This is a genomic window from Neoroseomonas eburnea (genome assembly GCF_018129005.1).
Taxonomy (GTDB): domain Bacteria; phylum Pseudomonadota; class Alphaproteobacteria; order Acetobacterales; family Acetobacteraceae; genus Neoroseomonas; species Neoroseomonas eburnea.
Genome location: NZ_JAAEDL010000018.1, coordinates 87,793 through 112,719 on the forward strand (window position 1 = coordinate 87,793; position 24,927 = coordinate 112,719).

Annotated in this window: 25 protein-coding genes; 12 read left to right on the plus strand and 13 right to left on the minus strand. The window is 73.0% G+C overall.

Annotated features, from left to right (window positions below; all coding sequences use genetic code 11):
* Nucleotides 1-45 precede the first annotated feature (45 nt).
* The 4 genes from GXW74_RS17960 to queF are packed head-to-tail and all read left to right on the plus strand — an operon-like array spanning nt 46 to nt 3,112.
* On the plus strand, nt 46-423 hold the full coding sequence (locus tag GXW74_RS17960) for a hypothetical protein (protein WP_211847912.1): 378 nt from the start codon (nt 46-48) through the stop codon (nt 421-423).
* Nucleotides 424-480: 57 nt separating this feature from the next.
* Entirely contained in the window at nt 481-1,521 is a 1,041-nt protein-coding gene (queA, locus tag GXW74_RS17965; RefSeq protein ID WP_211847945.1) for a tRNA preQ1(34) S-adenosylmethionine ribosyltransferase-isomerase QueA, read from the plus strand.
* Nucleotides 1,518-2,642 carry a tRNA guanosine(34) transglycosylase Tgt gene (tgt, locus tag GXW74_RS17970; RefSeq protein ID WP_211847913.1) on the plus strand — a complete coding sequence of 375 codons (1,125 nt, stop codon included), beginning with the start codon at nt 1,518-1,520 and terminating at the stop codon, nt 2,640-2,642. Before queA ends, tgt begins: the two co-directional genes overlap by 4 nt.
* Nucleotides 2,639-3,112 (plus strand): preQ(1) synthase, encoded by a 474-nt coding sequence (gene queF / locus GXW74_RS17975; RefSeq protein ID WP_211847914.1) that lies wholly within the window; start codon nt 2,639-2,641, stop codon nt 3,110-3,112. Before tgt ends, queF begins: the two co-directional genes overlap by 4 nt.
* Before the next feature lie 74 nt (nt 3,113-3,186).
* Here queF and GXW74_RS17980 read toward each other — a convergent pair whose 3' ends face one another.
* Nucleotides 3,187-3,759 carry a MarR family winged helix-turn-helix transcriptional regulator gene (locus GXW74_RS17980; RefSeq protein ID WP_211847915.1) on the minus strand — a complete coding sequence of 191 codons (573 nt, stop codon included), beginning with the start codon at nt 3,757-3,759 and terminating at the stop codon, nt 3,187-3,189.
* Between the two features lie 112 nt (nt 3,760-3,871).
* On the opposite strand from GXW74_RS17980, the gene queG reads away from it, so the two are divergent.
* From queG to GXW74_RS17995, 3 genes are read left to right on the plus strand one after another with little or no spacing between them, the layout of a single operon-like run.
* Nucleotides 3,872-4,909 (plus strand): tRNA epoxyqueuosine(34) reductase QueG, encoded by a 1,038-nt coding sequence (queG, locus tag GXW74_RS17985; protein WP_211847916.1) that lies wholly within the window; start codon nt 3,872-3,874, stop codon nt 4,907-4,909.
* On the plus strand, nt 4,906-5,610 hold the full coding sequence (queC, locus tag GXW74_RS17990) for a 7-cyano-7-deazaguanine synthase QueC (RefSeq protein WP_211847917.1): 705 nt from the start codon (nt 4,906-4,908) through the stop codon (nt 5,608-5,610). Before queG ends, queC begins: the two co-directional genes overlap by 4 nt.
* Complete coding sequence (locus GXW74_RS17995) at nt 5,607-6,167, plus strand: VUT family protein (protein ID WP_211847918.1); 561 nt, start codon at nt 5,607-5,609, stop codon at nt 6,165-6,167. Before queC ends, GXW74_RS17995 begins: the two co-directional genes overlap by 4 nt.
* Nucleotides 6,168-6,398: 231 nt before the next feature.
* On the opposite strand, the gene GXW74_RS18000 is transcribed toward GXW74_RS17995, so the two are convergent.
* On the minus strand, nt 6,399-7,373 hold the full coding sequence (locus GXW74_RS18000; RefSeq protein ID WP_211847919.1) for a Bug family tripartite tricarboxylate transporter substrate binding protein: 975 nt from the start codon (nt 7,371-7,373) through the stop codon (nt 6,399-6,401).
* Nucleotides 7,374-7,487: 114 nt separating this feature from the next.
* Entirely contained in the window at nt 7,488-8,468 is a 981-nt protein-coding gene (locus GXW74_RS18005; RefSeq protein WP_211847920.1) for a Bug family tripartite tricarboxylate transporter substrate binding protein, read from the minus strand.
* A 167-nt stretch (nt 8,469-8,635) separates the two neighbouring features.
* Between GXW74_RS18005 and GXW74_RS18010 the strand changes: the two genes are divergently transcribed.
* The 3 genes from GXW74_RS18010 to GXW74_RS18020 all read left to right on the plus strand — a co-directional run bounded on the left by GXW74_RS18010 (nt 8,636) and on the right by GXW74_RS18020 (nt 13,822).
* Entirely contained in the window at nt 8,636-10,270 is a 1,635-nt protein-coding gene (locus tag GXW74_RS18010) for a thiamine pyrophosphate-binding protein (protein WP_211847921.1), read from the plus strand.
* A gap of 7 nt (nt 10,271-10,277) precedes the next feature.
* Nucleotides 10,278-12,485: a glycosyltransferase gene (locus GXW74_RS18015; RefSeq protein WP_211847922.1), complete on the plus strand. Its 2,208-nt coding sequence runs from the start codon at nt 10,278-10,280 to the stop codon at nt 12,483-12,485.
* A 374-nt stretch (nt 12,486-12,859) separates the two neighbouring features.
* Complete coding sequence (locus GXW74_RS18020; protein ID WP_211847923.1) at nt 12,860-13,822, plus strand: UDP-glucuronic acid decarboxylase family protein; 963 nt, start codon at nt 12,860-12,862, stop codon at nt 13,820-13,822.
* A gap of 169 nt (nt 13,823-13,991) precedes the next feature.
* Here GXW74_RS18020 and GXW74_RS18025 read toward each other — a convergent pair whose 3' ends face one another.
* From GXW74_RS18025 to GXW74_RS18040, 4 genes are all read right to left on the minus strand, one after another.
* The gene (locus tag GXW74_RS18025) at nt 13,992-14,819 is read right to left on the minus strand and encodes an NADPH-dependent oxidoreductase (protein ID WP_246523597.1); all 828 of its coding nucleotides are present in this window, start codon (nt 14,817-14,819) and stop codon (nt 13,992-13,994) included.
* A 58-nt stretch (nt 14,820-14,877) separates the two neighbouring features.
* Nucleotides 14,878-16,224, minus strand: coding sequence for an LLM class flavin-dependent oxidoreductase (locus tag GXW74_RS18030; protein WP_211847924.1), 1,347 nt, complete (start codon nt 16,222-16,224; stop codon nt 14,878-14,880).
* A gap of 141 nt (nt 16,225-16,365) precedes the next feature.
* On the minus strand, nt 16,366-17,346 hold the full coding sequence (locus tag GXW74_RS18035; RefSeq protein WP_211847925.1) for a Bug family tripartite tricarboxylate transporter substrate binding protein: 981 nt from the start codon (nt 17,344-17,346) through the stop codon (nt 16,366-16,368).
* A 99-nt stretch (nt 17,347-17,445) separates the two neighbouring features.
* Complete coding sequence (locus GXW74_RS18040) at nt 17,446-18,333, minus strand: thioesterase family protein (protein WP_211847926.1); 888 nt, start codon at nt 18,331-18,333, stop codon at nt 17,446-17,448.
* 324 nt (nt 18,334-18,657) lie between these two features.
* Between GXW74_RS18040 and GXW74_RS18045 the strand changes: the two genes are divergently transcribed.
* A complete protein-coding gene (locus GXW74_RS18045) occupies nt 18,658-18,942 on the plus strand; it encodes a hypothetical protein (RefSeq protein WP_211847927.1) in 285 nt (94 codons plus the stop codon).
* A gap of 417 nt (nt 18,943-19,359) precedes the next feature.
* Here the strand turns inward: GXW74_RS18045 and GXW74_RS18050 are convergent, their stop codons facing one another.
* Together GXW74_RS18050 and GXW74_RS18055 are read right to left on the minus strand one after the other, a co-directional pair.
* A complete protein-coding gene (locus tag GXW74_RS18050; protein WP_211847928.1) occupies nt 19,360-19,959 on the minus strand; it encodes a thiamine pyrophosphate-dependent enzyme in 600 nt (199 codons plus the stop codon).
* Nucleotides 19,959-20,486 (minus strand): thiamine pyrophosphate-binding protein, encoded by a 528-nt coding sequence (locus tag GXW74_RS18055; protein ID WP_211847929.1) that lies wholly within the window; start codon nt 20,484-20,486, stop codon nt 19,959-19,961. Before GXW74_RS18055 ends, GXW74_RS18050 begins: the two co-directional genes overlap by 1 nt.
* 119 nt (nt 20,487-20,605) lie before the next feature.
* Between GXW74_RS18055 and GXW74_RS18060 the strand changes: the two genes are divergently transcribed.
* The gene (locus GXW74_RS18060; protein ID WP_211847930.1) at nt 20,606-21,085 is read left to right on the plus strand and encodes a YaiI/YqxD family protein; all 480 of its coding nucleotides are present in this window, start codon (nt 20,606-20,608) and stop codon (nt 21,083-21,085) included.
* 352 nt (nt 21,086-21,437) lie between these two features.
* On the opposite strand, the gene GXW74_RS18065 is transcribed toward GXW74_RS18060, so the two are convergent.
* The 4 genes from GXW74_RS18065 to GXW74_RS18080 all read right to left on the minus strand — a co-directional run bounded on the left by GXW74_RS18065 (nt 21,438) and on the right by GXW74_RS18080 (nt 24,826).
* Nucleotides 21,438-21,971 (minus strand): M23 family metallopeptidase, encoded by a 534-nt coding sequence (locus GXW74_RS18065; protein ID WP_211847931.1) that lies wholly within the window; start codon nt 21,969-21,971, stop codon nt 21,438-21,440.
* 125 nt (nt 21,972-22,096) lie between these two features.
* Complete coding sequence (locus tag GXW74_RS18070) at nt 22,097-22,486, minus strand: thermonuclease family protein (protein ID WP_211847932.1); 390 nt, start codon at nt 22,484-22,486, stop codon at nt 22,097-22,099.
* Nucleotides 22,487-23,020: 534 nt separating this feature from the next.
* Nucleotides 23,021-23,977 (minus strand): alpha/beta hydrolase, encoded by a 957-nt coding sequence (locus GXW74_RS18075; RefSeq protein ID WP_211847933.1) that lies wholly within the window; start codon nt 23,975-23,977, stop codon nt 23,021-23,023.
* A 69-nt stretch (nt 23,978-24,046) separates the two neighbouring features.
* Entirely contained in the window at nt 24,047-24,826 is a 780-nt protein-coding gene (locus tag GXW74_RS18080) for an enoyl-CoA hydratase/isomerase family protein (protein ID WP_211847934.1), read from the minus strand.
* Between the last annotated feature and the right edge of the window lie 101 nt (nt 24,827-24,927).

Here is a 24,927-nt window from a genome sequence, read left to right on the forward strand (position 1 = left end):
TCATTCTGTTAAACTGCGCATGCCGGGTTCCTGGGGAGATACGGCATGCGGTACGCGACGGTTGCGTTCATGGCCCTGGCCTTCGGGGCCGCCGAGCCTTCGGGCGGGCTCGCCCAGACCACCACGGCCTTCGACGGGACCTGGAGCGGCACCGGCACGCTGATCGCGCGCCGCGGCCGCGGCACCTCCTGCGGGCCGGAGACCACCGACCGCCGCTTCACCATCCAGAACGGGCAGATCTCCTTCCCCTACGAAACCCGCAGCGGGATCAGCTTCAGCGGCCCGATCCAACCGGATGGGCGCTTCGACCTGGCCCATGGGTCGAGCCGCTTCATGGGCCAGGCGAGCGGGTCAACCATGACGGCGACCTTCAGCGGCACGCAATGCGAGCGCAGCTTCCAGTTCCGCCGCCGCCAGAACTGACGCCGGGCGGTTGCGCGTGAGGGCGGCGCGGGCTACCGCCCGCGCGTGACCACCCCCCTGCGCACCGCCGATTTCGACTTCGACCTGCCCGAGGCCCTGATCGCCCAGGCCCCTGCCCGGCCGCGCGACGCCGCGCGCATGCTGGTGGTGCGGCCGGGCGGGCTGACCGATGCAGGGGTGCGGGACCTGCCTGGGCTGCTCCGCCCCGGCGATGTCATGGTGGTGAACGACACCAGGGTCATCCCGGCCCGGCTGCATGCCCGGCGCGGTGCGGCGCGGATCGAGGTCATGCTGAACCGCGCCGAGGGCGGCGGCGTCTGGCACGCGCTGATCCGCAACGCCCGGCGCCTGCGCGACGGCGACGTCATCGCTATCGAGGGCGCGGAATCCTGTACCGCGAAGGTCCTGGGCGCCCCGGAGGGCGGCGCGGCGCTGCTCGATTTCGGCCCCGATCCGGCGGCGCTCGCCGCCGCGCTGGAGCAGGCCGGCGAGATCCCGCTGCCGCCTTACATCGCCCGCCCGGAAGGTCCGCGCCCGGAAGATGCCGCCGACTACCAGGCCATCTTCGCCGCGCGCCCGGGCGCCGTCGCGGCGCCGACCGCCAGCCTGCACTTCACGCCGGCCCTGCTCGACGCCATATCCGCCCGCGGCGTGGCGCGGGCGACCGTCACGCTGCATGTCGGTGCCGGAACATTCCTGCCCCTGCGCGGCGACGATCCCCGCGCGCACCGCCTCCACGCCGAATGGGGCGAGGTGACGGAGGAAGCCGCCGCCACCATCGCCGCCGCGCGCGCTGCCGGCGGGCGGGTGGTGGCGATCGGCACCACCGCGCTCCGCCTGCTGGAAAGCGCCGCGGACGAGGACGGCACCATCCGTCCCTTCCGCGGGCTGACCGACCTGTTCCTGTTGCCCGGCCACCGCTTCCGGACCGCCGACCTGCTGATGACCAACTTCCACCTGCCGAAGAGCACGCTGTTCATGCTGGTCTGCGCCTTCGCCGGCACCGCGCGGATGAAGGCCGCCTATGCGCATGCGGTGGCGCGGGGCTACCGCTTCTACTCCTACGGCGATGCCTCGCTGCTGGAGCGCGCGGCATGACGCTGCACTGGAAACGGCTCGCGACCGACGGCGCGGCGCGCGCCGGCATGCTGCACACGGCGCATGGCGAGGTGCCGACGCCGGTCTTCATGCCGGTCGGCACGGCCGGCACGGTGAAGGCGATGACCGCCGACGCGGTGCGCGCGACCGGCGCGCGGATGGTGCTCGGCAACACCTACCACCTGATGCTGCGGCCGGGGGCGGAGCGCGTCGCGCGGCTCGGCGGGCTGCACCGGATGATGGACTGGCACGGCCCGATCCTGACGGATTCCGGCGGGTTCCAGGTGATGTCCCTGTCCGGCCTGAGGAAGATGGACGAGCAGGGCGTGACCTTCCAGAGCCATGTCGACGGCTCGAAGCACCGGCTGACGCCGGAACGCAGCGTCGAGATCCAGCGCCTGCTCGGCGCCGACGTCACCATGTGCCTCGACGAATGCACGCCCTTCCCGGCCACCGGGAAGCAGGCGGCGGACTCCATGCGCCTGTCCATGCGCTGGGCGGCGCGCTGCCGCGACGCCTTCGTCGAACGGGAGGGCCACGGGCTGTTCGGCATCGTGCAGGGCAGCACCTATGCCGATCTGCGCGCCGAAAGCGTGGAGGCGCTGACGCGCATCGGCTTCGAGGGCTATGCCGTCGGCGGCCTCGCGGTCGGCGAGGGGCAGGAGATGATGTTCTCCGTCCTCGACAGCACCGTGCCGCTGCTGCCGGCGGAAAGCGCGCGCTACCTGATGGGCGTGGGCACGCCGTCAGACCTGGTCGGCGCGGTGCGGCGCGGCATCGACATGTTCGACTGCGTCATGCCGACGCGCTCGGGCCGCACCGGCCGGGCCTATACGCGGCGCGGCGTGCTCAACATCCGCAATGCGCGCCATGCCGAGGATGACGGGCCGCTCGACCCCGACTGTTCGTGCCCGGCCTGCCGGCGGCACTCCCGCGCCTATCTCCATCACCTGTTCAAGGCGGGGGAGATGCTCGGGCCGATGCTGCTGACCTGGCACAACATCCAGTACTACCAGGACCTGATGGCCGAGCTGCGCCAGGCCATCCTGGAAGGTCGCTTCGAGGAAACCGCCGCGCGCATCGAGGCCGGCTGGCGCGCAGGCGAGGAGATCACGGCATGAGCGGCGGACCCGACCACGAATACCACGGCCTGACGCAGCTCGGCCGCACCACCCCGCTGCCCGCGAGCCCCAGGGACGCCGTGCTGGAACGCGTGCCCGCGCCGCACAAGGATCTGCGCTATTGCGTGCGCTTCACCGCGCCGGAATTCACCTCGCTCTGTCCGCTGACCGGCCAGCCGGACTTCGCGCACCTGATCATCGACTACGTGCCCGGCGAATGGATCGTCGAGAGCAAGTCGCTCAAGCAGTACCTCGCCTCCTTCCGCAACCACGGCGCCTTCCACGAGGCCTGCACGCTCGACATCGCACGGCGGCTCGTGGACCTGCTGGCGCCGGTGTGGCTGCGCATCGGCGGGTATTGGTATCCGCGCGGCGGGATTCCGATCGACGTGTTCTGGCAGTCCGGAGCACCGCCGGAAGGGGTGTGGATACCGGCGCAGGACGTGCAGCCGTATCGCGGGCGCGGGTGACGCGAGGGAGGGGGGCGCCGCCCCCCTCCACCCCCCGCCAAAGGCCGAAAGGCCTCTGGAAACCGGGAGTTCGCCTATGCCGATCGGGGGGGTGAAGGCCTGTCGCCTGCTTCGGGCGCCACGCCGGCAGGCAGGGGGGCGGCCGCCTTCCGGGCGCGGCGCGGCGCCCGGCGGCCGGCACCCGGGCGGGCATGGACCTCATGGGCATCGACCAGGCGGGCGAGCAGACGCAGCAGCGTCTCGCCCTCCACCTCGGTCAGCGGGGACAGCATCCGCCTGGCGACGCCGCTCGTCAGGCCAACGACCTCGATGCGCAACGCCTCCCCTGCCGGCGTCAGGGTGAAGGCATTGCAGCGACGGTCCCTGGGATTGGTGGCCCTCGCCACCAGGCCCCGCGCCTCGAAGGCGGCCAGCGCCTGGCCCGCCGAGGTGGCATCGATCCCGATCGCCGATGCGAGCCAGTTGCGGTCCTTCCCCGGCGTCTCGTGGATCTGCGTCAGCAGCGCGACCTGCCACGAGACGACGTCATGAGGTGCCAGCACCTCGCTCTGGAAGGTCGCCGCGATCTGCCACAGCCGCCGCACGAGGTGCTGCGGGAAGGAACGGTGGACAGTGGGGACGCCAAGGTCCAGGTTCGGCTCGCGCACAATTCCCATTTGCGAAGAATACGTTGCGGCCCGATGGTGGCAAGCGGCCTCCGCCGGCCCCGGCGACGGGCGTTCCCTCCCCCGGCTTCTGCGCTAAGAGCCTGCCGCCCCCATGGAGATGCGCGCCGAGATCCGCAGCAAGGCCATCGACCTCGGCTTCGACGCCGTGGGCTTCGCGCGCGCGCATCTTGCGCCGGAGGTACGTGCGCGGCTGATGGAATTCCTCGCCGCCGGAATGCATGGCGAGATGGGCTGGATGGAGGACCGCGCGGAGCAGCGTGCCCATCCGCGGGCGCTGTGGCCCGAGGCGGTGTCGGTGGTCGCCCTCGGCATCAACTACGCGCCGGAGGGCGATCCGCTGGCGACGCTCGCGCAACGCGACCGCGCCACCATCAGCGCCTATGCCCGCAACCGCGACTACCACGACCTGGTGAAGAAGCGGCTCAAGGCGCTCGGCCGCTGGATGGCGGAACGCTGGCCGGGCAGCCCGCTCAAGGTCTTCGTCGACACCGCGCCGGTGATGGAAAAGCCGCTGGCGCAGCAGGCCGGCCTCGGCTGGCAGGGCAAGCACACCAACCTGGTCTCCCGCGCGCACGGGTCCTGGCTGTTCCTCGGCGAGATCTACACGACGCTCGACCTCGGCGCCGATGCGGCGGAGGCCGACCATTGCGGCTCCTGCCGCGCCTGCCTCGATATCTGCCCGACCCGCGCCTTCCCCGCGCCCTACCGGCTCGATGCGCGGCGCTGCATCTCCTACCTGACGATCGAGCACCGCGGCCCGATCGACCCCGGGCTCCGCCCGATGATGGGCAACCGCATCTATGGCTGCGACGACTGCCTCGCCGTCTGCCCGTGGAACAAGTTCGCGCATGCGCACAGCGAACCCGCCTTCGCCCCGCGGGAGGCGCTGACCGCCCCGCGCCTCGCGGAGCTTGCCGCGCTGGATGACGCCGCCTTCCGCGCGCTGTTCTCCGGCAGCCCGGTCAAGCGCATCGGGCGCGACCGCTTCGTGCGCAACGTGCTGGTCGCAATCGGCAATTCGGGCGAGGCTTCGCTGCGGCCGGCAGCGCAGGCGCTGACGGAGGATCCCGACCCCGTGGTGGCGGACGCCGCGCGCTGGGCGGCGGAGCGGCTCGAGGAGAAGCCATGAGGGACGACGCAGCACTGGTCCTGTTCAGCGGCGGCCAGGATTCCGCCACCTGCCTCGCCTGGGCGCTGGACCGCTTCGCCCATGTGGAGACGCTCGGCTTCGACTACGGCCAGCGGCACCGGGTGGAGCTCGACTGCCGCGCGGCCTTCCGCGCCGCCATCCCGGTGCTGAATCCGGACTGGGCGGGGCGGCTCGGCCCCGACCACACGCTGCGCCTCGATGCGCTGGGCGAGGTGTCGGACACCGCGCTGACCCGCGACACCGAGATCGCCATGGGCGCCGAGGGCCTGCCGACCACCTTCGTCCCCGGCCGCAACATCGTCTTCCTCACCTTCGCCGCCGCGCTGGCCTATCGCCGCGGCCTGAAGCGCATCGTCGGCGGCATGTGCGAGACCGACTACTCCGGCTACCCGGATTGCCGCGACGACACCATCAAGGCGCTGCAGGTCGCGCTGAACCTCGGCATGGAGCGGCGCTTCGTGCTCGAGACGCCGCTGATGTGGCTGACCAAGGGCGACACCTGGCGGCTGGCGGAATCCCTCGGCGGGCAGGAACTGGTCGCGGCCTTGGTGGAACACACCCATTCCTGCTATCTCGGCGAGCGATCCACCCGCCACCCCTGGGGTTACGGCTGCGGCACCTGCCCCGCCTGCGAACTGCGCGCCAGGGGCTGGACCGAGTACGTTTCGGAGAGACTATGACCTCGCTCACCCCGCGCGCCGAGGGCGTGCTCGCGCTGATCGGCTTCGGCCTTTGCATTCCCGCGGCGAACTGGCTGATCGGCAATGCCGGCACGGTCTGCGTGCCGCTTGGTCCCTGCCTGGTGCCGGTGGCGCCGGGGGTGATGGCGCCTTCCGGCGTGCTGATGATCGGCCTCGCGCTGGTGCTGCGGGACCTGGTGCAGCGGCGGCTCGGCGTCGGCTGGGCGGCGGGTGCGGTGCTGGCCGGTGCCGCGCTCTCGGCGCTGCTGGCGCCGCCGGCGCTGGTGGTGGCCTCCGCCGTCGCCTTCCTGCTGAGCGAGATGGCCGACCTCGGCGTCTACACCCCGCTGCAGAAGCGCGGCCTGGTCCTGGCGGTGGCGGCGAGCGGCGCCGTCGGCCTGGTGGTGGACAGCGTGGTCTTCCTCTGGCTCGCCTTCGGCAGCCTGGACTACCTGCCCGGCCAGGTGATCGGCAAGGCCTGGATGGTGCTGTTGGCCCTCCCCTTCGTCCATCTGCTCCGCCGCCGCGACGAGCGTCGCGGCATCGTCCCGGCATAATGCCAGCGGCCGCTATTCGCGACCGCTGGTATCCGCCTTTTCGTGCCCTCAGACGCCGGGCGCAAACCGCCGGTTCGCTTGGCTTCGCCGGACCACCGGCGGGCCACATTCGCGGCCTCGGCACGAGTCACAGACTCGTGCCGTCGGCATAACGCGCCGCGCATCGCCACCGGCGATGCGCCCTGCCAGAGAAGGAAGGGGGATGCGGGGGAGGTTCCCCTCCCCCGCCCTTCACTCCGGCTGCACCCCCGCCGCCCGCAGGACGGCGGCGCTGCGGACCATGTCCTCCCTGACGAAGGCCATCAGCGCCTCCGGCGTCGCGTATTGCGGCTGGCGCTCCACCCCGAGCTCGCCGAGCCGCGGCGCGAGCCGCTCCATCGCCGTGTTGAAGGCCGCATTCAGCGCCGCGATCGCCGGCGCCGGCGTGCGCACGGGCGCGAAGGCCGCGAACCAGGCGGCCGCTGTCCAGGCCGGCAGCCCGGCCTCGCTGGCGGAGGGCACGTCGGGCAGGATTCCCGCCCGCGTCGGGCCGGCCACCGCGATGGCGCGGACGCTGCCGCCGCGGATGTGGCTGACCGCGGAGGCGACGGGGTCCACCGCCATGTGCGCATCGCCGGAGATGACCGCCGCCATGGCCGGGCCGCCGCCGCGGTATTGCACCATCTGCATCTCGACGCCCGGCACGGCGGCGCGGAACACCTCGCTGCCCAGGTGGTTGGCGCTGCCGATGCCGGCCGAGGCGAAGTTGATCCGCCCGGAATTGGCACGCAGCCAGACCAGCAGCGAGGCCATGTCGGTGACCGGCAGGTTCTTGTTGACCACCAGCACCTGCGGGATGCGGCCGAGATGGGCCACCGCCGCGAAGTCGGCGATCGGGTCGAAGGGCATGCGCGAGACGAGGCTCGGCGCGATGACATGGGCGTTGGAGTGGATCAGCACGGTGTGCCCGTCGGGCGCGGCCTTGGCGACCGATTCCGAACCGATCAGCCCCGCCGCGCCGCCGGCGCGGTTCTCGATGACCAGCGGCTGGCCGAGCAGCGTGCCGACGGTGTCGGACAGCACCCGCGCGACGACATCGGTGGAGCCGCCGGGGGCGAAGGGGACGACGCCGCGCACCGGTCGGTCGGGGCGCCAGGCGGGCTGGGCGCGGGCGATGGCGGGCGCGAAAAGGCCGGCAAGCAGCAGCGGGCGCCGGGTCATGGTCATGATGTTGTTTCCTCCCTGTCGTGTCTGGCCGTTCCCCGGCCCGCGGCCGGGTCGCGCCGGTGCGGGTGGCGCCCCTCGGCGGGGCTGCCACGCCATGCCGTCGCGGCCTGCCGGCTATTCGGGCTGCACGCCGGCCGCGCGCAGGATCGAGGTGTATTGCTGAATCCCCGACTGAACGAGGGCCATCACCTGCTCCGGGGTTTCATAGCCCGCCCGCGGCCGGACGCCGGCCAGTTCGCCGAGCTTGTCGGCGTTCTGCCGGATCGCGGTCTGGAAGGCGGCGCCGAGTGCAGCGACCGCGGCGGGCGGCGTGCCGGCGGGGGCGAGGATGGGGAAGAACTCCTCGAAGATCAGGCCGGGCACCCCGGCCTCCGGCGCGCTCGGCACGTCGGGCAGGGCCGGGCTGCGCTCGGCGGCCGCGACGGCGAGCGCGCGGATGCCACCGCCGCGGATCTGCCCGATCGAGGAAGCCATGGTCGGCGTGCCGAACTGCGCCTCGCCGCTGACCAGCGCGGCGACGGCAGGCCCGCCGCCGCGGTAGTGGACCATCTCGGCCTGGAAGTTGCTGGTGCTGCGGAAGAGCTCGCCCGCGACATGCACGCCGCTGCCGATCCCGGCCGAGGCGAAGTTGTAGCGGCCGGGATTGGCGCGCAGCAGGGCGACGAGTTCGCCCGCCGTGCGCGCCGGCAGGCTGTTGCTGACCACCAGCACATGCGGCGAGAAGCCGGCCACCGCGATGCCGACGAAGTCGCGGATGGTGTCGTAGGGCAGGCGCGCGACGATCGCGGGCACCGCGGCCTGGGCGCTGTTGATCAGCACCGTGTAGCCGTCTGCCGGAGAGCGCGCGGCGTGTTCGGCGCCGATGACGCTGCCGGCGCCGGCGCGGTTCTCCACCACGACCGGCTGGCCGAGCGCGGCGCCGACCGATTCCGCGAGGATCCGGCCGACGATGTCGTTCGAGCCGCTCGGCGCGAAGGGGACGATCAGGCGGATGGGTCGCGTCGGCCGCCAGGCAGGCGCTGATTGCCCGCGCGCAAGCGAGGGGGCGATGCCCCCGGCAAGTGCGAGGGCAAGGGTCGAGCGGCGAGTCGGCATCAATGGACATCTCCCTGCGTCATGGCTGCGCGCCGTCCCGGACGGCCGGCCCGCGCCATGCTTCTGTCCGACACATATCGCGGTTGGCGGCGGATGGCACGCCCGACATGGATCGCCGGGCGGTCCCGCGCTATCGGTCGGGGCAAGCAAAGAGGAAACCTTGCCCGATGCCGACCGCCGCCGAGCGCCTGATCGACTTCCTCGCCGCCCAGGGTGTGGACCGCGCCTTCTGCGTGCCAGGCGAATCGTACATCGCGCTGCTGGATGCGCTGCACGCCCATCCGCGGATGGACCTCGTCACCTGCCGCAGCGAGGGCGGTGCCGGCTTCATGGCGGTGGCGGACGCGAAGATGACCGGGCGGCCGGGCGTCGTGCTGGTCTCGCGGGGCCCCGGCGCCTGCAACGCCTCGATCGCCGTGCACACGGCGGAACAGGACGCGGTGCCGCTGATCCTGCTGGTCGGCCAGGTGGAGAAGCGCGACCTGCGCCGCAATGCCTTCCAGGAGATCGACTACGCGCGGATGTTCGGCGGCATCGCCAAATGGGTGGGCGAGGCGACCGAGCCGAACCAGGTGCCGGAGCTGATCGCCCGCGCCTACGCCATGGCGATGCAGGGCGTACCGGGCCCTGTGGTGCTCTCGCTGCCCGAGGACGTGCTGGCCGAACCCTGCACCGCCGCGGCGCCGCCCGCGACGCTGCCCGCCCCGGCCATCCCCGCGCCGGCCGAGGTCGCGCGGCTCGCAGCCATGCTGCGCGGGGCCGAACGACCGATCCTGCTCGCCGGCCACGCCTTCGACCGGCCCGGCGGGCGGGAGGAGCTGCATGCCTTCGCGGAAGCCTGGAAGCTGCCCGTCGCGGTCTCCTTCCGCCGGCAGGACCTGTTTCCGAACGGGCATGCGCTCTATGCGGGCGATCTCGGGTTGCGCAACCCGGATGCGCAGCGCGCAGCCTTCGCCGAGAGCGACCTCGTCCTCGCCCTCGGCACGCGGCTGACCGACATCACCACCCAGGGCTGGACCTGGCCGGCGCCGGGGCAGCGGCTGGTACATGTCTGCGCCGAGCCGCGCTTCCTCGGCTGGCTGTTCCCCGCCGAGATGGCCCTCGCCGCCGACGCGGTCGCACTGATCGCGGCGCTGCGCGCCGAGGCCCCGGCCGCGCCGGCCGCGCGCGAGGCGTGGAACGCCCGGCTGCGCGCGCTCCATCTCGCCGACACCGGCGTGCGCCCCGGCGAGCACGAGGACGGCGTCGCCTTCGCCGAGGTCGCGCGCCGCATCGGCGAGCTCGCCGCGGCGGATGCGATCGTCACGCTCGATGCCGGCACCTTCGGCGCCCCCTTCTACCGCAAGGTGCCCTGGACGCCGCCGCAGCGGCTGCTCGCGCCGGTCTCGGGCGCAATGGGCTTCGGCGTGCCTGCCGGCGTGGCGGCGGCGCTGCGCCATCCGGAGCGGCAGGTGATCGCGGCGGTCGGCGACGGCGGGGCGCTGATGACGGGCGGCGAATTCGCCGTCGCCGTCGCCCGCGGCGTGCCGCTCAAGATGCTGCTGTCGGACAACGGCGCCTATGCCTCGATCCGCATCCACCAGGAGCGCGCGCATCCCGGCCGCGTCTCCGGCACCACGCTGGAGAACCCCGATTTCGCGACCTGGTGCGCCGCCTTCGGCGTGCCGGTGACGCGCATCGACGGGCCGGGCGACATGCCGGCGCTGGCGGCTTCCCTCGCCGCGCCGGGGCCGGCGGCGATCGTGGTGCGCACCTCGCTCGCCGCGGTGCTGCCCGCGCCGGCGATGCGCGCGGCGGAATAGGAGCGGCATGGCGAGGCTGCCACCCGGCACGACATTGCGCCTGCCCGGGCAGGTCCCTCCCGGCGGGTCGGCGGCGGGATCACCCGAAGGGCTGTTCGCCACCGCAACGGCGGCCGCGGATGCGGGGCTGGGCGCGGAGGCCGCGGCGCTGAGCCTCGCCGCTCTGGAGGCTGCGCCGGAGGATCCGGTCCTGCGGCTGCGCGTCGCGATGCTGCACGCCCGGCTGCGCCGCCCGGCGACGGCGCTGCGCGTGGCCATGCCGGCCTTCGCGGCGGCCCGGGGCGATGCGCGCCTCGCCGATCTGCTCGGCATGGCGGGCGAGGCGCTGCGCCAGCGCGGCGCGGTGGAGGAAGCGGTCGCGATGCTGCGCGCCGCCTGGCGCGGCAGCCCGCGCCCTGCGATGCGCCGTGCCCTGCTCGAAGCAGGCCTGCCCGCCTACCGCCGCAGCCTGAACGCGGGCGCCGACACGGCGCTGCTGGAGGAGCTGGTCGCGGCCGCCGCCGCCGCGACGCGGGACATGCCGAGCGCATTGCTCGCCGAGTTGGCGCGGCTCATCGAGGATGCCGGTCGCGACGACCTGCTGCGCCGGCTCGGCGCCGCCGCGCTCGGTGCGGGGGATGGGGCGGCGGCGCGGGCGCTCGCCGGCATCGACGCGGCGGCGGCGAATGCGGCCGGCCTGGCACTGCTCGCGACCGGCCGTCCGGGGCGCGCGGGCATCGCCTTCGCCCTGGCGCATGCCGAGGCGCCGGAAGACCCCGCCGCGCGCTTCAATGCGGGCTTCGCCGCGCTCGCCGCCGGCGATGCGCGGGCAGCCGCGGATCTGCTCGCGCCGCTGCCCGCCTGCGGGGACGAGGCCATGGCCGGCGCCGCCTGGCCGCGCTTCGGCGAGCTGCCCTGGCCCTTTGCCCGCCCGCCCGAGGTGGCGCGCGAGGCCCTCGCCGCGCTGCTGCCCGAAGGCGCGCGCTGGCCGCGCATCCGCCTGGTGACGCCCTGCTACAATCCGGGGCCGTGGCTGGAGGAGACGATCCTCTCCGTCGCTGCCCAGGGCTACCCGGCGGTCGAGCATGTGGTCGTCGATGCCTGCTCCACCGACGGCACTGCGGAGGTGCTGGCGCGCTATCGGCCGCTGCTGCACGGCGCCATCGTCGGGAAGGACAGCGGCCCGGCCGAGGCAATCGGGAAGGGCTTCGCCGGCAGCGACGCCGACCTGTTCGGCTGGATCAACGCCGACGACCTGCTCGCACCCGGCGCGCTGCATCGTCTCGGCGCCGCCTGGGCACGCGATCCGCAGGCCGACATCGTGCACGGGTTCTCCCTGCCGCATCGCCGGCGGCGCATCCTCGGCGTGCAACGGCCGCTCGCGGCGGGGCCGGAGGATTTCACCGTCGCCGCGATGGGCGACATCTTCGGCCGCTGGGCGGAAGGCGCCTTCTTCCTCCAGCCGGAGGCGCTGTTCACCCGCCGGCTGTGGGAGAGGATCGGCGGCGCGCTCGACACCTCGCTGGCGGCGGTCTTCGATTACGAGATGTGGTTGCGCGCGGCGGCGCTGCGACCGCGCATCGCGCAGGTGCCCTGGCCGGTGGCGATGTACCGCATCCATGCCGCGCAGCGCACCGCGGCGCGCATCGCCCTGGCCGAGGAACAGGTGAAGGTCCGCGGCCGCGCGGTGACGCCGGCGCTGCCGCCCGAACGCGACGCGGCGCTGCGCGCGCGGCTGCGCCGCGCCCTCGCGCCGGAGGGGCGCCGGCCGCGCCTGCTGCTGCTCGACCCGTGGTGCGCCGAGACGATGAGCCTCGCCGCACGACAGGAAGCGCGCACGGTGCTCGCCGCGCAGGGCGTCGCGCTGGAGATCCGCGCCGAACCGCCCGAGGCCGCGCCGGAGGCCGACCTCATCCTGCGCATGCTGCGCGCGCATGACGGCACGGATTGGGTGGTGCCGCTGCGCGCGGCGGGATTTTCCGGCCCCGTCGTCGGGTGGCTGACGGAAGACGACCGGGATCCCTACGCCAACGCGGCCATGGCGCGCGGCCTCGATGTCGTCATCCCGGCACGGCCCGGTCGTCGCGAGGTCCTGCTGCAGGAAGTCTCGCTGGTTCTCGACGCGCTGCCGCCGCCATGCGGCCCGATCCCGCAGGCGGAAGCCGGCGCGATGGTGGCCGCGCCCCGGCTGCAGGAAGCCCTCCGCCGGTTGCGCCGGGCTGCAGGCCTGGGCTGACGCGCCGCGCCTCGCGGCCGGTGTGCCGGAGGCGCGCCTGGCGGCATCGCGCGCAGGGCCGGTGTGGCGGCTGTGCGCGAGACAGCGGCCTTCCGGCATGAGGGTTCCGCCCGACCCGCCACGCGGGCCGGACGCGCCGATGGGATTGCCGGGTCCGATGACCGGACGCTGATCCTTCGCCCGCTTCAGGCGGCGTAAAGGATGGGGTCCGCATCATGCGGCGCACTGAGGCGACGCGGCACCCCGGCGCCTTGTCCGGTGCCATCCGCCATGGTGTCCTGCCGCGGCCCGGCGGACCGGCAGCATCGGGCCGCGCCGCGCCGCCGGGCACGCATGGAGGACGCCTTGACCCGAACGATGACGAGCCCTCGCCGATGATCTCCCGAAAGCGCGTCCTGGTCACCGGCGGGGCCGGCTTCATCGGGTCCCATCTTTGCGAAAGGCTGCTGGCGCAGGGGCATTCCGTGCTCTGCGTGGACAACTACTTCACCGGCACGCGCGACAACATCGCGCACCTGTTGCCGCATCCGCAGTTCGAGGCCATCCGCCACGACGTCAGCTTCCCGCTCTATGTCGAGGTGGACGAGATCTACAACCTGGCCTGCCCGGCTTCCCCGGTGCACTACCAGTTCGATCCGGTGCAGACGACCAAGACCTCGATCAGCGGGGCGATCAACATGCTCGGCCTCGCCAAGCGGGTGAAGGCCAAGGTGCTGCAGGCCTCGACCAGCGAGGTCTATGGCGACCCCGAGGTGCACCCGCAGCCCGAGGATTATCGCGGCAGCGTCAACCCGCTCGGGCCGCGCGCCTGCTACGACGAGGGCAAGCGCTGCGCGGAGACGCTGTTCTTCGACTACCGCCGCCAGCACAACGTCCGCATCAAGGTGGCGCGCATCTTCAACACCTACGGGCCGCGCATGCATCCGAACGACGGGCGCGTGGTGTCCAACTTCATCGTCCAGGCGCTGCAGGGAAACCCGGTGACGATCTACGGCGAAGGCACGCAGACGCGCGCCTTCTGCTTCGTGGACGACCTGGTGGAAGGGCTGATCCGGCTGATGGAGACGCCGGACGAGGTGACCGGGCCGGTCAACCTCGGCAATCCGCACGAGATCACGGTGCGGGAACTGGCGGAGCGCATCCTCGCGCTTTGCGGCGACGGCGCGCGGCTCGAACAGCGGCCGCTGCCGCAGGACGACCCGACACGACGCTGCCCGGACATCGGCCTCGCGAGGCGCCTGCTCGGCTGGGAGCCGAAGGTGCCGCTAGAGGACGGGCTGCGGCGCACCGTCGCCTATTTCGACGCGCGGCTACGGGAGAGCATCACCGGGCGATGAACCGGAGGGGCCTTGCGCCTCCGGGCCACGCCATCATGGGAACCCATTCACCTTGCGCCGCAACGTGAATGGGGCCCCTCGGCCGAAAGGCCCTTCGAAGCCCTTGCCTCGCGCCGGACGCAGCGTGACCGGCCGTGGCCCCCGCAGGATGCGAAGGCGCTGACGCTGCTTAACGCAGCGGGAAGCCAAGGGCGACCAGCGCGTCCTTTAGCCTGTCCCGGCCGCGCAGCGCGCCAAGCGTGCCGAGGCGCGAGATGACGCGCTGCGTCCAGGTGTCGCCCAGCATCTCGTTGCGGCGCGAGAAGTCGGCAAGGCGCGGGTCATAGGCGGCGCGGTGGCCGGCGTCGTCGGCATCGTATGTCTCGTGGTGCAGCACGGCCGCCTGCGGCAGGCGCGGCTTCACCTCGCCTTCGCGGCCGGGCAGCGCGTAGCCGACGCAGAGGCCGAAGACCGGCGCCACGCCCGGCGGCAGGCCGAGCAGTTCGGCCACCCGCTTCACGTCGTTGCGCAGCGCGCCGATATAGACATTCGCCAGGCCGAGGCTCTCCGCCGCCACCACCGCGTTCTGCGCGGCGAGCGCGGCGTCGATCGACGCGACCAGGAAGGATTCGAGATAGGGCAGGCCGGCGAGCTCAGTCCCCTCCGCCGCCGCGAGCCGCGCATTGCGCGACACGTCGGCGAGAAAGACGAGGAAGATCGGGCATTGCTCGATGTGCTTCTGGTTGCCGGCGATCGTCGCCATCTCCCTGCGCACCGCCGGGTCGTTGACCGAAACCACCGACCAGGTCTGCAGGTTGGACGAGGTCGCGGCCGACTGCGCGGCGGCCACCAGCGTCTCGAGCGTGCCATCGGGCGGCGCATCGGTCCTGAAGCCGCGCACCGAGCGGTGCGAGAGCAGCAGCGCGATGGTGTCGTTCCACGGCCCGGCCTTGGGCTCGGCACCGGCGCCGTAGCGCGCCGTCAGCGCCGCGGCGGCGGGCATCTGGGTTCCGTCCATGTCTCAATATTCCCTGGGGTTCGCTGGGGAAGGTAGCGCGCCGCGGCGGCCCGGCAAGTCAGCGGGCGACGGCGGCCGCCGGGTGCGGGGCGGCAAGCCGCGGCCCGGCGCCGAAAAGCTTCTCCCGATAGGTCCCCGGCGCGTAGCCGCGTTTGTAGCGGCCGCGCTCCTGCAACACCGGCACCAGCAGCGTCACCACATCCTCCAGGCATTCGGGGATGACAGTGCGGGAGAGGTTGAAGCCGTCGATGTCGGCCTCGTCCACCCAGGCGATGAGGGCGTCGGCGACCTCCTCCGCGCTGCCGAGGATCGGCGGCTGACGGCTGCCGAGGATCATGCGGTCGATCAGCGCGCGCTTGGTCGCGCGCGGGGCGGCGGCGCGCAGGGCCTCGACATTGGAGCGGATGGCCTCGGAGGGCGCGGCGGGCAGCTCGTCATCCATGCCGAGTCGCGCCAGGTCGATACCCAGCGAGGCGGAGGCATGCACCAGCGCGGCCTCGACGCTCGCGTGGCGGCGGTAGTCCTCGAGCCTGTCGCGCGCTTCCGCCGCGGTGCGGCCGATGATCAGCGTGGCACCCATGAAGGCCTTGATCGGGCGCGGCGCCGCCCGCGCGCGCAGGTCGGCCACCAGCGACGCGACATGCGGCTTCGGCCCGCCGTTCAGGAACACGCATTCCGCGTGGCGCGCGGCGAAGGCGCGGCCGCGATCCGAGGCGCCCGCCTGATACAGCACCGGCGTGCGCTGCGGGGATGGCTCCACAAGATGCGGCGCATCCAGCCGGTATTGCCGGCCCTCGTGCCGGATGCGCGCGACGCGCGACGGGTCGGCGTAGACGCCGGTGTCGCGGTCGCGCTTCACGGCGTCGGCGGCCCAGGATTCTTCCCACAGCCGGTAGGCGACCTGCATGAACTCGTCCGCCATGTCGTAGCGGTCGTCATGCGCCATCTGGCGGTCGAGCCCCATCGCGCGTGCCGCGCTGTCGAGGTAGCCGGTGACGATGTTCCAGCCGATGCGCCCGCGCGTCAGGTGGTCGAGCGTCGAGAAGCGCCGCGCCAGCAGCGCCGGCGGTTCCCAGGCGAGGTTCACCGTGACGCCGAAGCCAAGATGCTGCGTCACCGCCGCCATCGCCGGCACCAGCAGCATCGGGTCGAGCAGCGGGATCTGCACGCCATGCCGCACCGCCGCGTCCTGGCTGCCGCCATGCACGTCGTAGACGCCGAGCACGTCAGCCAGGAACAGCCCGTCGAACAGGCCGCGTTCCAGCAGGCGCGCGAGTCCGGTCCAGTGGTCCAGCGAGAGGTAGTCCACGGCGCGGTCGCGCGGATGCGTCCACATGCCCTGCTGGATGTGGCCGATGCAGGCCATGTCGAAGGCGTTGAGGCGAATCTCGCGGGGGGTCTGCATGGCGGCAGCGTCGCGCGGTGCCGGTTGCCCGACAAGTTCGGAAGGACAGGCCCCCCTCGGCCCGACCGCAGCGATCAGTCCCCAGGGTCCCAAGGAAGGCTGGGGGGCCGGGGGGAGACGTTCCCTTCCCCCCGGCGTTCCTCAATTCTCCGGCCGGAACCCGCTCTCCCGCACGATCGCCCCCCACTCCTCCCGTTCCTGCCGTATGCGCGCCGCGAAGGCGGCGGGGCTCTCGGACGTCGTCGGTGCGTATTCCAGCCGGTCGAGGGCCGCGACCATCTCCGGCGTCGCCGCCGCCGCGCGGATGGCACCGTGCAGCCCCGCCACGATGGGCGCGGGCGTGCCGGCCGGCAGCAGGGCGCCGAACCATTCCTCCTTGTCGAAGTCGGGATGGCCGAGTTCGCGGAAGGTCGGCACATCCGGAAAGCGCGGATTGCGCGCGGCGGAGGAGACGGCGAGCAGCCGCAGCCCCTGTCCGTGATGCGTCGAGACATCGCCCAGCACGCCGATGAAGCAGGCAAGCCGCCCCGCGATCAGGTCCTGCACCGCCGGCGCGGCGCCGCGGAAGGGCACGTGGGTCAGCGTGATGCCGGCCTTCCTGCCGAGCATGATGCCCATGAAATGCGGCGCCGAGCCCGCCGCCGGCGAGGCCCAGGGCAGCTCCCGCCCCTGCGCCTTGGCCCAGTCGATCCAGGCGGGAAGCGTCTGCGCCGGATGGTCCTTCGGCACCGCGAAGGCGAAGGGGTAGGTGCAGACGGTGGAGACCGGGATGAGGTCGGTCAGCGCATCGTAGCGCACCTCCCGCGGGAAGACGTGCGGCTGCAACGTCAGCATCGAGGCCGGGGTCTGCAGGAAGGTCAGCCCGTCCGGTTCCACGCCCTTGACGTATTCGACGGCGATGCGGCCGGCCGCACCGACGCGCCCGTCCACCAGCAACTGCGGCGCGTAGGTGCCGCGCAGCCTTTCGGCATAGAGCCGCGCCACCACGTCCGAGGACCCGCCGGGCGGGAAGCCGACGATGATGCGCGCGGGGCGCGACACGGTCTGCGCATGCAGGGCGGGGACCGAAGCCCCCGCGGCGAGCAGGCCGAGTGCCGCGCGGCGGCCGATGGCGAAGGTCATGTCGTTGTTTCCTCCCTGCCCCTCCGGCGGGGGCGTCGCATGCGGAGATACCGGCTGGCCGCGGCCTCCGCCAGCGGCCCTCGACGGTTCGGCGCCACGCTACAGGCCGAGGCCGGGGATCAGCAGCGCCTCCAGCGCGGCGCGCTGCGCCGGCGGGATGGGAATGGCCTTGCGTGCCTTGAGGTCGAAGGCGACGCCCACCGCCTCCGCCGCCGCCACCGGCGCGCCGGTCTCGCCGTCATGCAGCAGGTGCGTCCAGGTCGTGGTCTTCTCGGCCAGCGCGCGCAGGCCGCTGGTGACGGTGACGAGTTGCCCCTCCCGCAGCGGATGCAGGTGCAGCAGCCGGTATTCGAGCGCGGCGCCGCCGATGCCTTCCTCCTTCACGCCGAGGCCGGTGCCGCGGTTGCGCAGGTTCGGCACGCCGTCCCAGACGCGGGCGATGACACCGTCGGAGCGCATGACGCCGTCGCGGTCGCATTCGTCCGGGCGGACCGCGCCGCGATAGGCCTCGGCGAGGCCCATCGCCAGCGCCTCCTCGCGGTTCGGAAGGGTGCGCGGCGGCGCGAAGGCCAGGCCGCGCGGCGCGGCGTGGTCGGGCACCGCGACCCGCAGCGCCTCCCACCGCAGGCCTTCCGGCAGCGGCCGCAGCGCGCCGGTGGCCGGGTCGGCATGGCCGAGGTCGGTCACCACGGTCGCCGAAGGCAGGCCGGTGGCGCTATTGCGGATCTCGGCGAAGCAGCGCAGCCGGTCGCCGCGCCGGTCCACGGTGCCGCCGAGGATGGTGAAGGGCGTGCCCGGCGCCATCTCCCGCAGGAAGCGGATGTGCTGGTCGAGCACCGAAAGCGCCCCGCGGGAAGGCGGCAGCCCCGCCTCCAGCATCAGCCAGGCGAGCGCATCCGCCACACGTGCGACGTAGTGGCGCACGTTCATGTGCCCCATCACGTCGCATTCCTCCTGCTGCACGCTGCCCCGGCCGATGACGATCACGCGTTCCGCTCCCCGCATTCCGGACGGCAGATCAGCGCGCCGCGCGCGGTACCGCAAGCCAGGGTCCCTTGAGCCCACCGACCTGGTGCGGGACCATCGGGGCCAGAGAGGAAGGGAAACACGGCATGGATGTCGGCCTGTTCAGCCTGATGGGCGAACGCACCGCGGCACGCCGACGGCATCGATCCACGACGCCGCCGTCGCGCAGGTGAAGCTGGTACACGGGTTCGGCCCGCTGAAGAGGATCGGCCTCGCCTCCCGCACGGCCGCGTGACCCGTCGCGGGCCTTGACCCGCCGGGGGCCGATTTGCAAGGTTTTCGCCCGTGGGGATCCTGGTCAGTGTCCGCGCCGGGGATGACGACACGCTCTGGGCCGTCGTGGCGACGGTGGGGCGAAGAAGCCGCGTGGCGGAGGTGTTCCGATCGCGCGCCCAGGCGCTGGACGATCGCGCCTGGCGGGACCAGCAGGTCAAGGCCTATGCGGATTGGCTGGTGCGGGCGAAGCAGCCCGTGCCGCATTATTCGGTGGCGCCCATCCGGCGTTCGGACCTGCCGCGGAAATGGACGCCGCTGCCGGCGCTGGGCTTCCTGCGCGGGCCGATCATCTGACACTGGCCTCCCCCCCCCCGGGGGGGGGGGCCTTGCTGCATCCCGCAGACGCCGGCGGCCTCGCGATCCGCGCCGCCGTCCCGCCAGCCCGCGCGCGAAGGCCGGGCGCGCCCGCCGGATGGCGAACGAGGCACAGGCAGAGCGCCCCGAGCCCGAAGGAGGTATGCCGATGGCTGGTCAGCCGGAAGGCCGGCGGGCACGTCGGCAGCCCGCCGCCGGCCCGCGATATCGCGACGCGGCGCATCGGGGCGCTCCGTCGCAGGCCGCGGTTTCAGGGCCCGGACCGCCCGCCCCGCCTCGACTCGCGCCTCCGCCGCGCCAGCGGCGACGGCGCGCGGCCCGGTGGGCCGCAGGCAGAGGAGAGTCCCGAAGGCCGCACGCCTTCGGGACCAGGTGGCACGAACCGCCCTGCGCCGGTCAGACCGGTTCCGCCATCGCGCGCATGAAGCTCTCGCGGAAGCGGATCGGGTCGCGGTCGGTCTGGTTGCGGCCCGGCTCGTTGTCGATCTTCACGCCGATCACATGCGGCCCGTCGGTGGTCAGGGCCCTGGCCACCAGCACGTCGAATTCCGCCTCGTCGGCCGCCCAGGCAGCCGATGCGATCCCCGAGGCGCGGGCGATGGCGACGATGTCGGTCCTCGCCTGCGCCGCCGGCGTGCTCTGCCCGCCGGTGATCTGGTAGATGCCGTTGTCCCAGACGATGATGGCGAGGTTCTTCGGCGCCTGCGCCGCGATGGTGGACAGGCAGCCGAGCTGCATCAGCAGCGACCCGTCCCCCTCCAGCGCGAAGACGCGCCGGGCCGGCTGCGCGATCGCGACGCCGAAGGCGATCGGCGCGGCGAGGCCCATGCTGCCGAGCATGTAGAAGTTCTCCGGCCGCTGCCCCGCGCCCCAGAGATCCCAGTTCGAATTGCCGATGCCGCCGATCACCGCCTCGCGGTTCTTCAGCCCCGCGACCAGCCGCTTCGTCAGCGCCGCGCGGTTCATCACATGCAGGTTGCCGGTCGTCTCGGTCATCACTTGCGCCCTCCGCTCAGCAGCGGGGAAATGATCAGGCAGGCCGGCCAGCGTGTCGCGAAGGCCTGGCGGATGGTGCGGTCGGCGACGAAGGCGGCCTCGTCCAGCCGGGTCATGGTGTGGTGCTCGATGCCCATCGAATCGAGGATCGGCCGCATGGTCCGGCAGACGATCGCCTGGCCCGGATTGAACTCGCCCATCGTGCCGCGCTCGCTGACAACCATCACCACCGGCACCTGGAAGGCGACCGGCAGGGAGGCAAGCGCGTTCGGCAGGGTGGCGAAGCCCGAGGTCTGCATCAGCACGACGCCGCGCATCCCGGCCATGCAGGCGCCGGTGACGATGCCGACGGCCTCTTCCTCACGCGTGCAGGAGAAGGTCGTGAAGAAGGGGTCCGCATGGCAGCCATCGATGAGCGGCCGCAACACGTTGTCGGGGACATAGGTGACCAGGCGAACGTCCTGGTCCTTGAAGGCCTGGCGCAGGATGCCGTGCCATGTCGGGGCCGCTTCGGCCGTGCTGCTCATCGTCTGCCCGTCTCCTCAACACAGTCCCGGCGGTATCGCACCGGCAGGCGGGAACGCCAAGGCAGGTCGGCCGATCCGGCTTGCACGGCCGCGCCGCTCGACCGCATAGGAGTGGCCGTATGGAAGCGCCCGCCCTGCCCCGCCTCCTGGTCGACGCCGACGCCTGCCCGGTGCGGGAGGAGGCGGTGCGCGTCGCCGGCCGGCTCGGCCTGCAGGTGATCCTCGTGACCAACGGCGCGCGGCCCGTTCGCCCGCCGCCCGTACCCTTCGTGCGCCTGGTGGTGGTCGCCGAGGGGGCCGACAAGGCCGACGACTTCATCGCCGAGGAAGCGCGTCCGATCGACATCTGCCTGACAGCCGACATCCCGCTCGCCGCGCGCTGCCTCGCCAAGGGGGCCTTCGCGCTGTCCTTCAAGGGCAAGCCCTGGACCACGGACAATATCGGCAGCGCGCTGGCGGGGCGGGAGGTGGCGCGCCACCTGCGGGAGATCGGCGCCATCGGGGGCGGGCCGGCACCGATGGGCGGGGCGGACAAGTCGCGCTTCCTCAGCGCGCTCGACACCATGGCCCAGGCGGCGATCCGAAAGGCGCGCGGGTAGGCTCGCGCCCGGGGCGATAAGGAAGCGAGGCGAGGCTCGGGGGCGCCGCCCCCGAGACCCCCGCCAGGGGACCGGGTCCCCTGGACCTCCGGGACTCATGCCAGCGGCCGCTATTCGCGACCGCTGGCATGAGGCTTTTCCTGCCCTCAGGCGCCGGGCGCAAACCTCCGGCTCGCTTGGCTTCGTCGGACTGCCGGCGGGCCGCATTCGCGGCCTCGGCACGAGTCAAGAACTCGTGCCGCTCGTATCATGCCGCAGGCTCTGGCCGATGACCTCATCGGACGGGGTCGGCGGTATGGCGCCCGAGGCCGGGTGGGGGTGCGGGCCGGTGCCGGACTTTCCAAACGGTCTCTCAGCGCCGCGCCTCGGCGATCTCGATGCCGTCCGTGCAGGCGGTCCGCGTCAGCCAGGGCCAGGGATCGGTGGGCCGCCCGTCGCGGCGCAGCTCCACATGCAGGTGCGGCCCGGTGCTGCGCCCGGTCCGGCCGACGGCGCCGATGACCTGACCGGCCATGATGCGCTCGCCGACGCGGACATCGCGGTCGATGCGCGCCAGATGGGCATAGCGGGCGCGCGTGCCGTCCTGGTGCTCGATCTCGAGCATGATGCCGTAGGCGTAGTAGCGCCCGGCGAAGACAACGGTGCCGCCCGAGGCGGCGCGGACCGCGGAGCCGATCGGCGCGCGAATATCCACCCCGGGGTGGAAGCCGCGGCCGCGATAGCCGAAGCCGGAGGAGAACTCGCCGGCCACCGGCATCCCGGTCGGGCAAGGGGCAGCGAGGGCGGCGGCGGGAAACAGGGCGGCAGCGGCAAGGATGGTTGCACGGAACCGGCCGGCCAGGCCCAAGGATCGGATCAGGCGCGTCGTGAGGCGCGTCTGGCGCATACAGTGATATCTCCGGTTACATTTCGTGAAGCCCGCCCATGCATTGGCCGGGCCAGCCGACCCCGTCAACCCGACGACCCGCCGCGCCCACCACAAGAAATGCGGGCGGAACGGCTTCCCTCCCGCTACGGACGATGCCTCGCGCGCCAGTCGGCGGGGTTTTCGAAGCTGCCGTCCCAGAGGCCGCGACGGGCGGCGCGCGCCTCATTCGCCTCTGCGGCGTAATCCTCGGCATAGCGGGCAAAGGCGACCGCCCAGCCCTGGCGCACCAGTTCGCGGCCGATGTCGAGGCCGCCGGCGTTGCGGCAGCGGACGACGCGGCGGCCGTAGCGGTCGGTGTCGAGCGCCTCGCAGGTCAGGCGCCCGTTCCCCGGCAGGGCGGCCAGGGCCCGCCGCGCCGCTTCGCCGCAGGCATAGGCTTGGCCACCGCGCCGGCAGGTCTGGTCGGATTCCGGAGCATCGATGCCGTGAATGCGCAGCCTTCCGCCGGCCGTCGCCAGGGTGTCGCCATCCACCGCCGATGCCCGCGCGGCGAAGGCCCCGGAGGCGGGTGCGCCGGGCGGCGCACTGCCTCCCGGAATGCCGTGGATAATGCGGGGCAGGGCCGGCCGGGCCGCGCGGCACCAATTGATGGTTTCCAAAGGCCTCGGGCCTTTGGCGGGGTGGCTTGGAGGGGCGGAGCCCCTCCAATTCCGCCCTCACCGGTCATTCCAAAGGGCTGTTCGCATAACCCGGCATGTGCCGCCGCATGCCCTGAGTGTCGAGGCATCGCCCAGGTGCGGAGGGAACGGCGCGCGCACTTCGTGGGGAGCCCAAATGCCGGGCGACGCGAAGCCAAGCTCCGAACGCCGGGGACGAAAACGCCTTCCCATTGCACAGCCGACCGGAACGGCTGCCGCGGCGACGCGCCGCCCACGGCCCCGGCGATGCCCCGGCCCGCCCGCGGCTTGCGCACCGGCGCGTCCGTGCTGCCCTGGCCGGCTGCCCTGCCGTCGCCGATGCGGCGCCTGCCGCCCCGACGCCCTGATGCCGCCGTGGCCGGCCCGCGCTCACGCCGACCCGTCCAGCCCCCAATGCACCCGCAGGACCGCCGCCGCCTGGCGGATCGTCAGCTCCGCCGCCGGGATCAGGCGGCCCATGGTCAGGAAACCGTGCATCTGGTCGGCGAGGTGCAGATGGGTGACATGCACCCCCTCCTCGTCGAGGCGCCGCGCATAGGCGATGCCCTCGTCCACCAGCGGATCGTGGCCGCAGGTCATGACGAAGGCCGGCGCAGTGTCGGAGAGCGTCACCGCCCGCAGCGGGGAAGCCCGCCAGTCGTACCGCTGCGCCGCCTCCGGCACGTAGTGGTCGATGAACCAGCGCATCGTCGTGGTGGTCAGCGGATAGCCCTCGGTGAAGCGCTGATAGGCCGGCGTGTTCCCGCCGAGATCGGTCGCCGGGTAGAGCAGGAGCTGGAAGCCCGGCGCCGGCACCGTGCCGTCCCGCGCCATCAGCGCCAGCACCGCGGCGAGGTTGCCCCCGGCGCTGTCCCCGCCCACCGCGATGCGCGCGGGGTCGATGCCGAGCCGTGCCGCCTCGGCGGCGACGAAGCGCAGCGCGGCGACGGCATCCTCGACCGCGGCGGGGAAGCGCGCCTCGGGCGCCAGCCGGTAGTCCACCGCGATCACCACCGCGCCGGCATGGTTCGCCAGGCTGCGGCAGAGCTGGTCATGGCTGTCGAGGTCGCCGATCACCCAGCCGCCGCCATGCAGGAAGACCAGGCAGGGCAGCGCCTCGCCGGCCGCGGTGCCGAGGCCCCGGTAGCGGCGCAGCCGGATCGGCCCGGCCGGACCGGGGCAGACCAGGTCATCGGTTTCGGCGACGGCCGGCGGCTCGGGCTGCAGCACGCGGCGGGAGGCGGCATAGGCGGCTCGCGCCGCCTCGTGGCTCAGCGTGTGCAGTGGCGGACGCCCGATCTCGCGTATCAGGTCAAGAACGCGCTGGGCGCCGGAATCGAGGGGCATGTCGGCTTCCTTCCGCAGGGCCGCGCCGCCGCGCGGGCGGTGTCGGGGAACGAGGAGGCTGCGCGGCCGTCAGGCGCCGCGGAACACCGGCGTGCGCTTCTCCCGGAAGGCCGCGAGGCCTTCCTGGATATCGGCGCTCTCCTTGCAGATCCGCGCCCGCTCGTTGCAGGCAGCGACGTCGAGCGCGCCGTGGCCGATCTCGTTCAGCGCCTGCTTCATCCCCTGCACGGCGAGCGGCGCCATGGCGGCGAGCGTCCCCGCCAGCCGGTCCACCGCCGCATCCAGATCCTGCGGCGCGACCAGATGGGTCAGGTAGCCGATGCGCAGCAATTCCTCAGCACCCAGCTTCTCGGCCGTGAGGAACAGCCGCTTGGCGGTGTTGAGCCCGAGGCGCGAGACGTAGCGCCGCAGCCCGCCCGGGTAGTAGTGCACGCCGAGCCGCGCGGCCGGCATGAACATCTCCATCCCGGTCACGCCGATGCGGAAATCCGCCGTCAGGGCGAGATCCGTGGAGCCGCCGTAGACGCCCCCCTGCAACCGGCAGATGGTCGGGATGCGCACCGCCTCGAAGCGGTCGACCATGGCGTCGAAGCCGGGGGCGCGGGCGGCGGCCTCCTTGTCCTCGGCGAATCCGCCGAGGTGGAAGCCGGCGCTGAAGGCAGGGCCGCTCGCCGCCAGCACCAGCACCCGCAGGTCCCTGTTGGCATCGACGGTGTCGAGATGTTCCAGGATGCGGACGATGTCGCCCGGCTCGATCCGGTTGCGGTGGCGCGACCGGTGCAGGCGGATGGTGGCGCGCGGCCCCGCGATCTCAAGGCTCGGCGGGTCCAGGCGGGTGTCTTCGGTCATCGGCGTTCCCCTTCTCGCCGCCCATACTTCCCGAAGCCGGCGCCGCTGGCCATGCGCCGGCGCCATGACGGTCCCATCCGGGCGGGCATGGCGCGCATGCA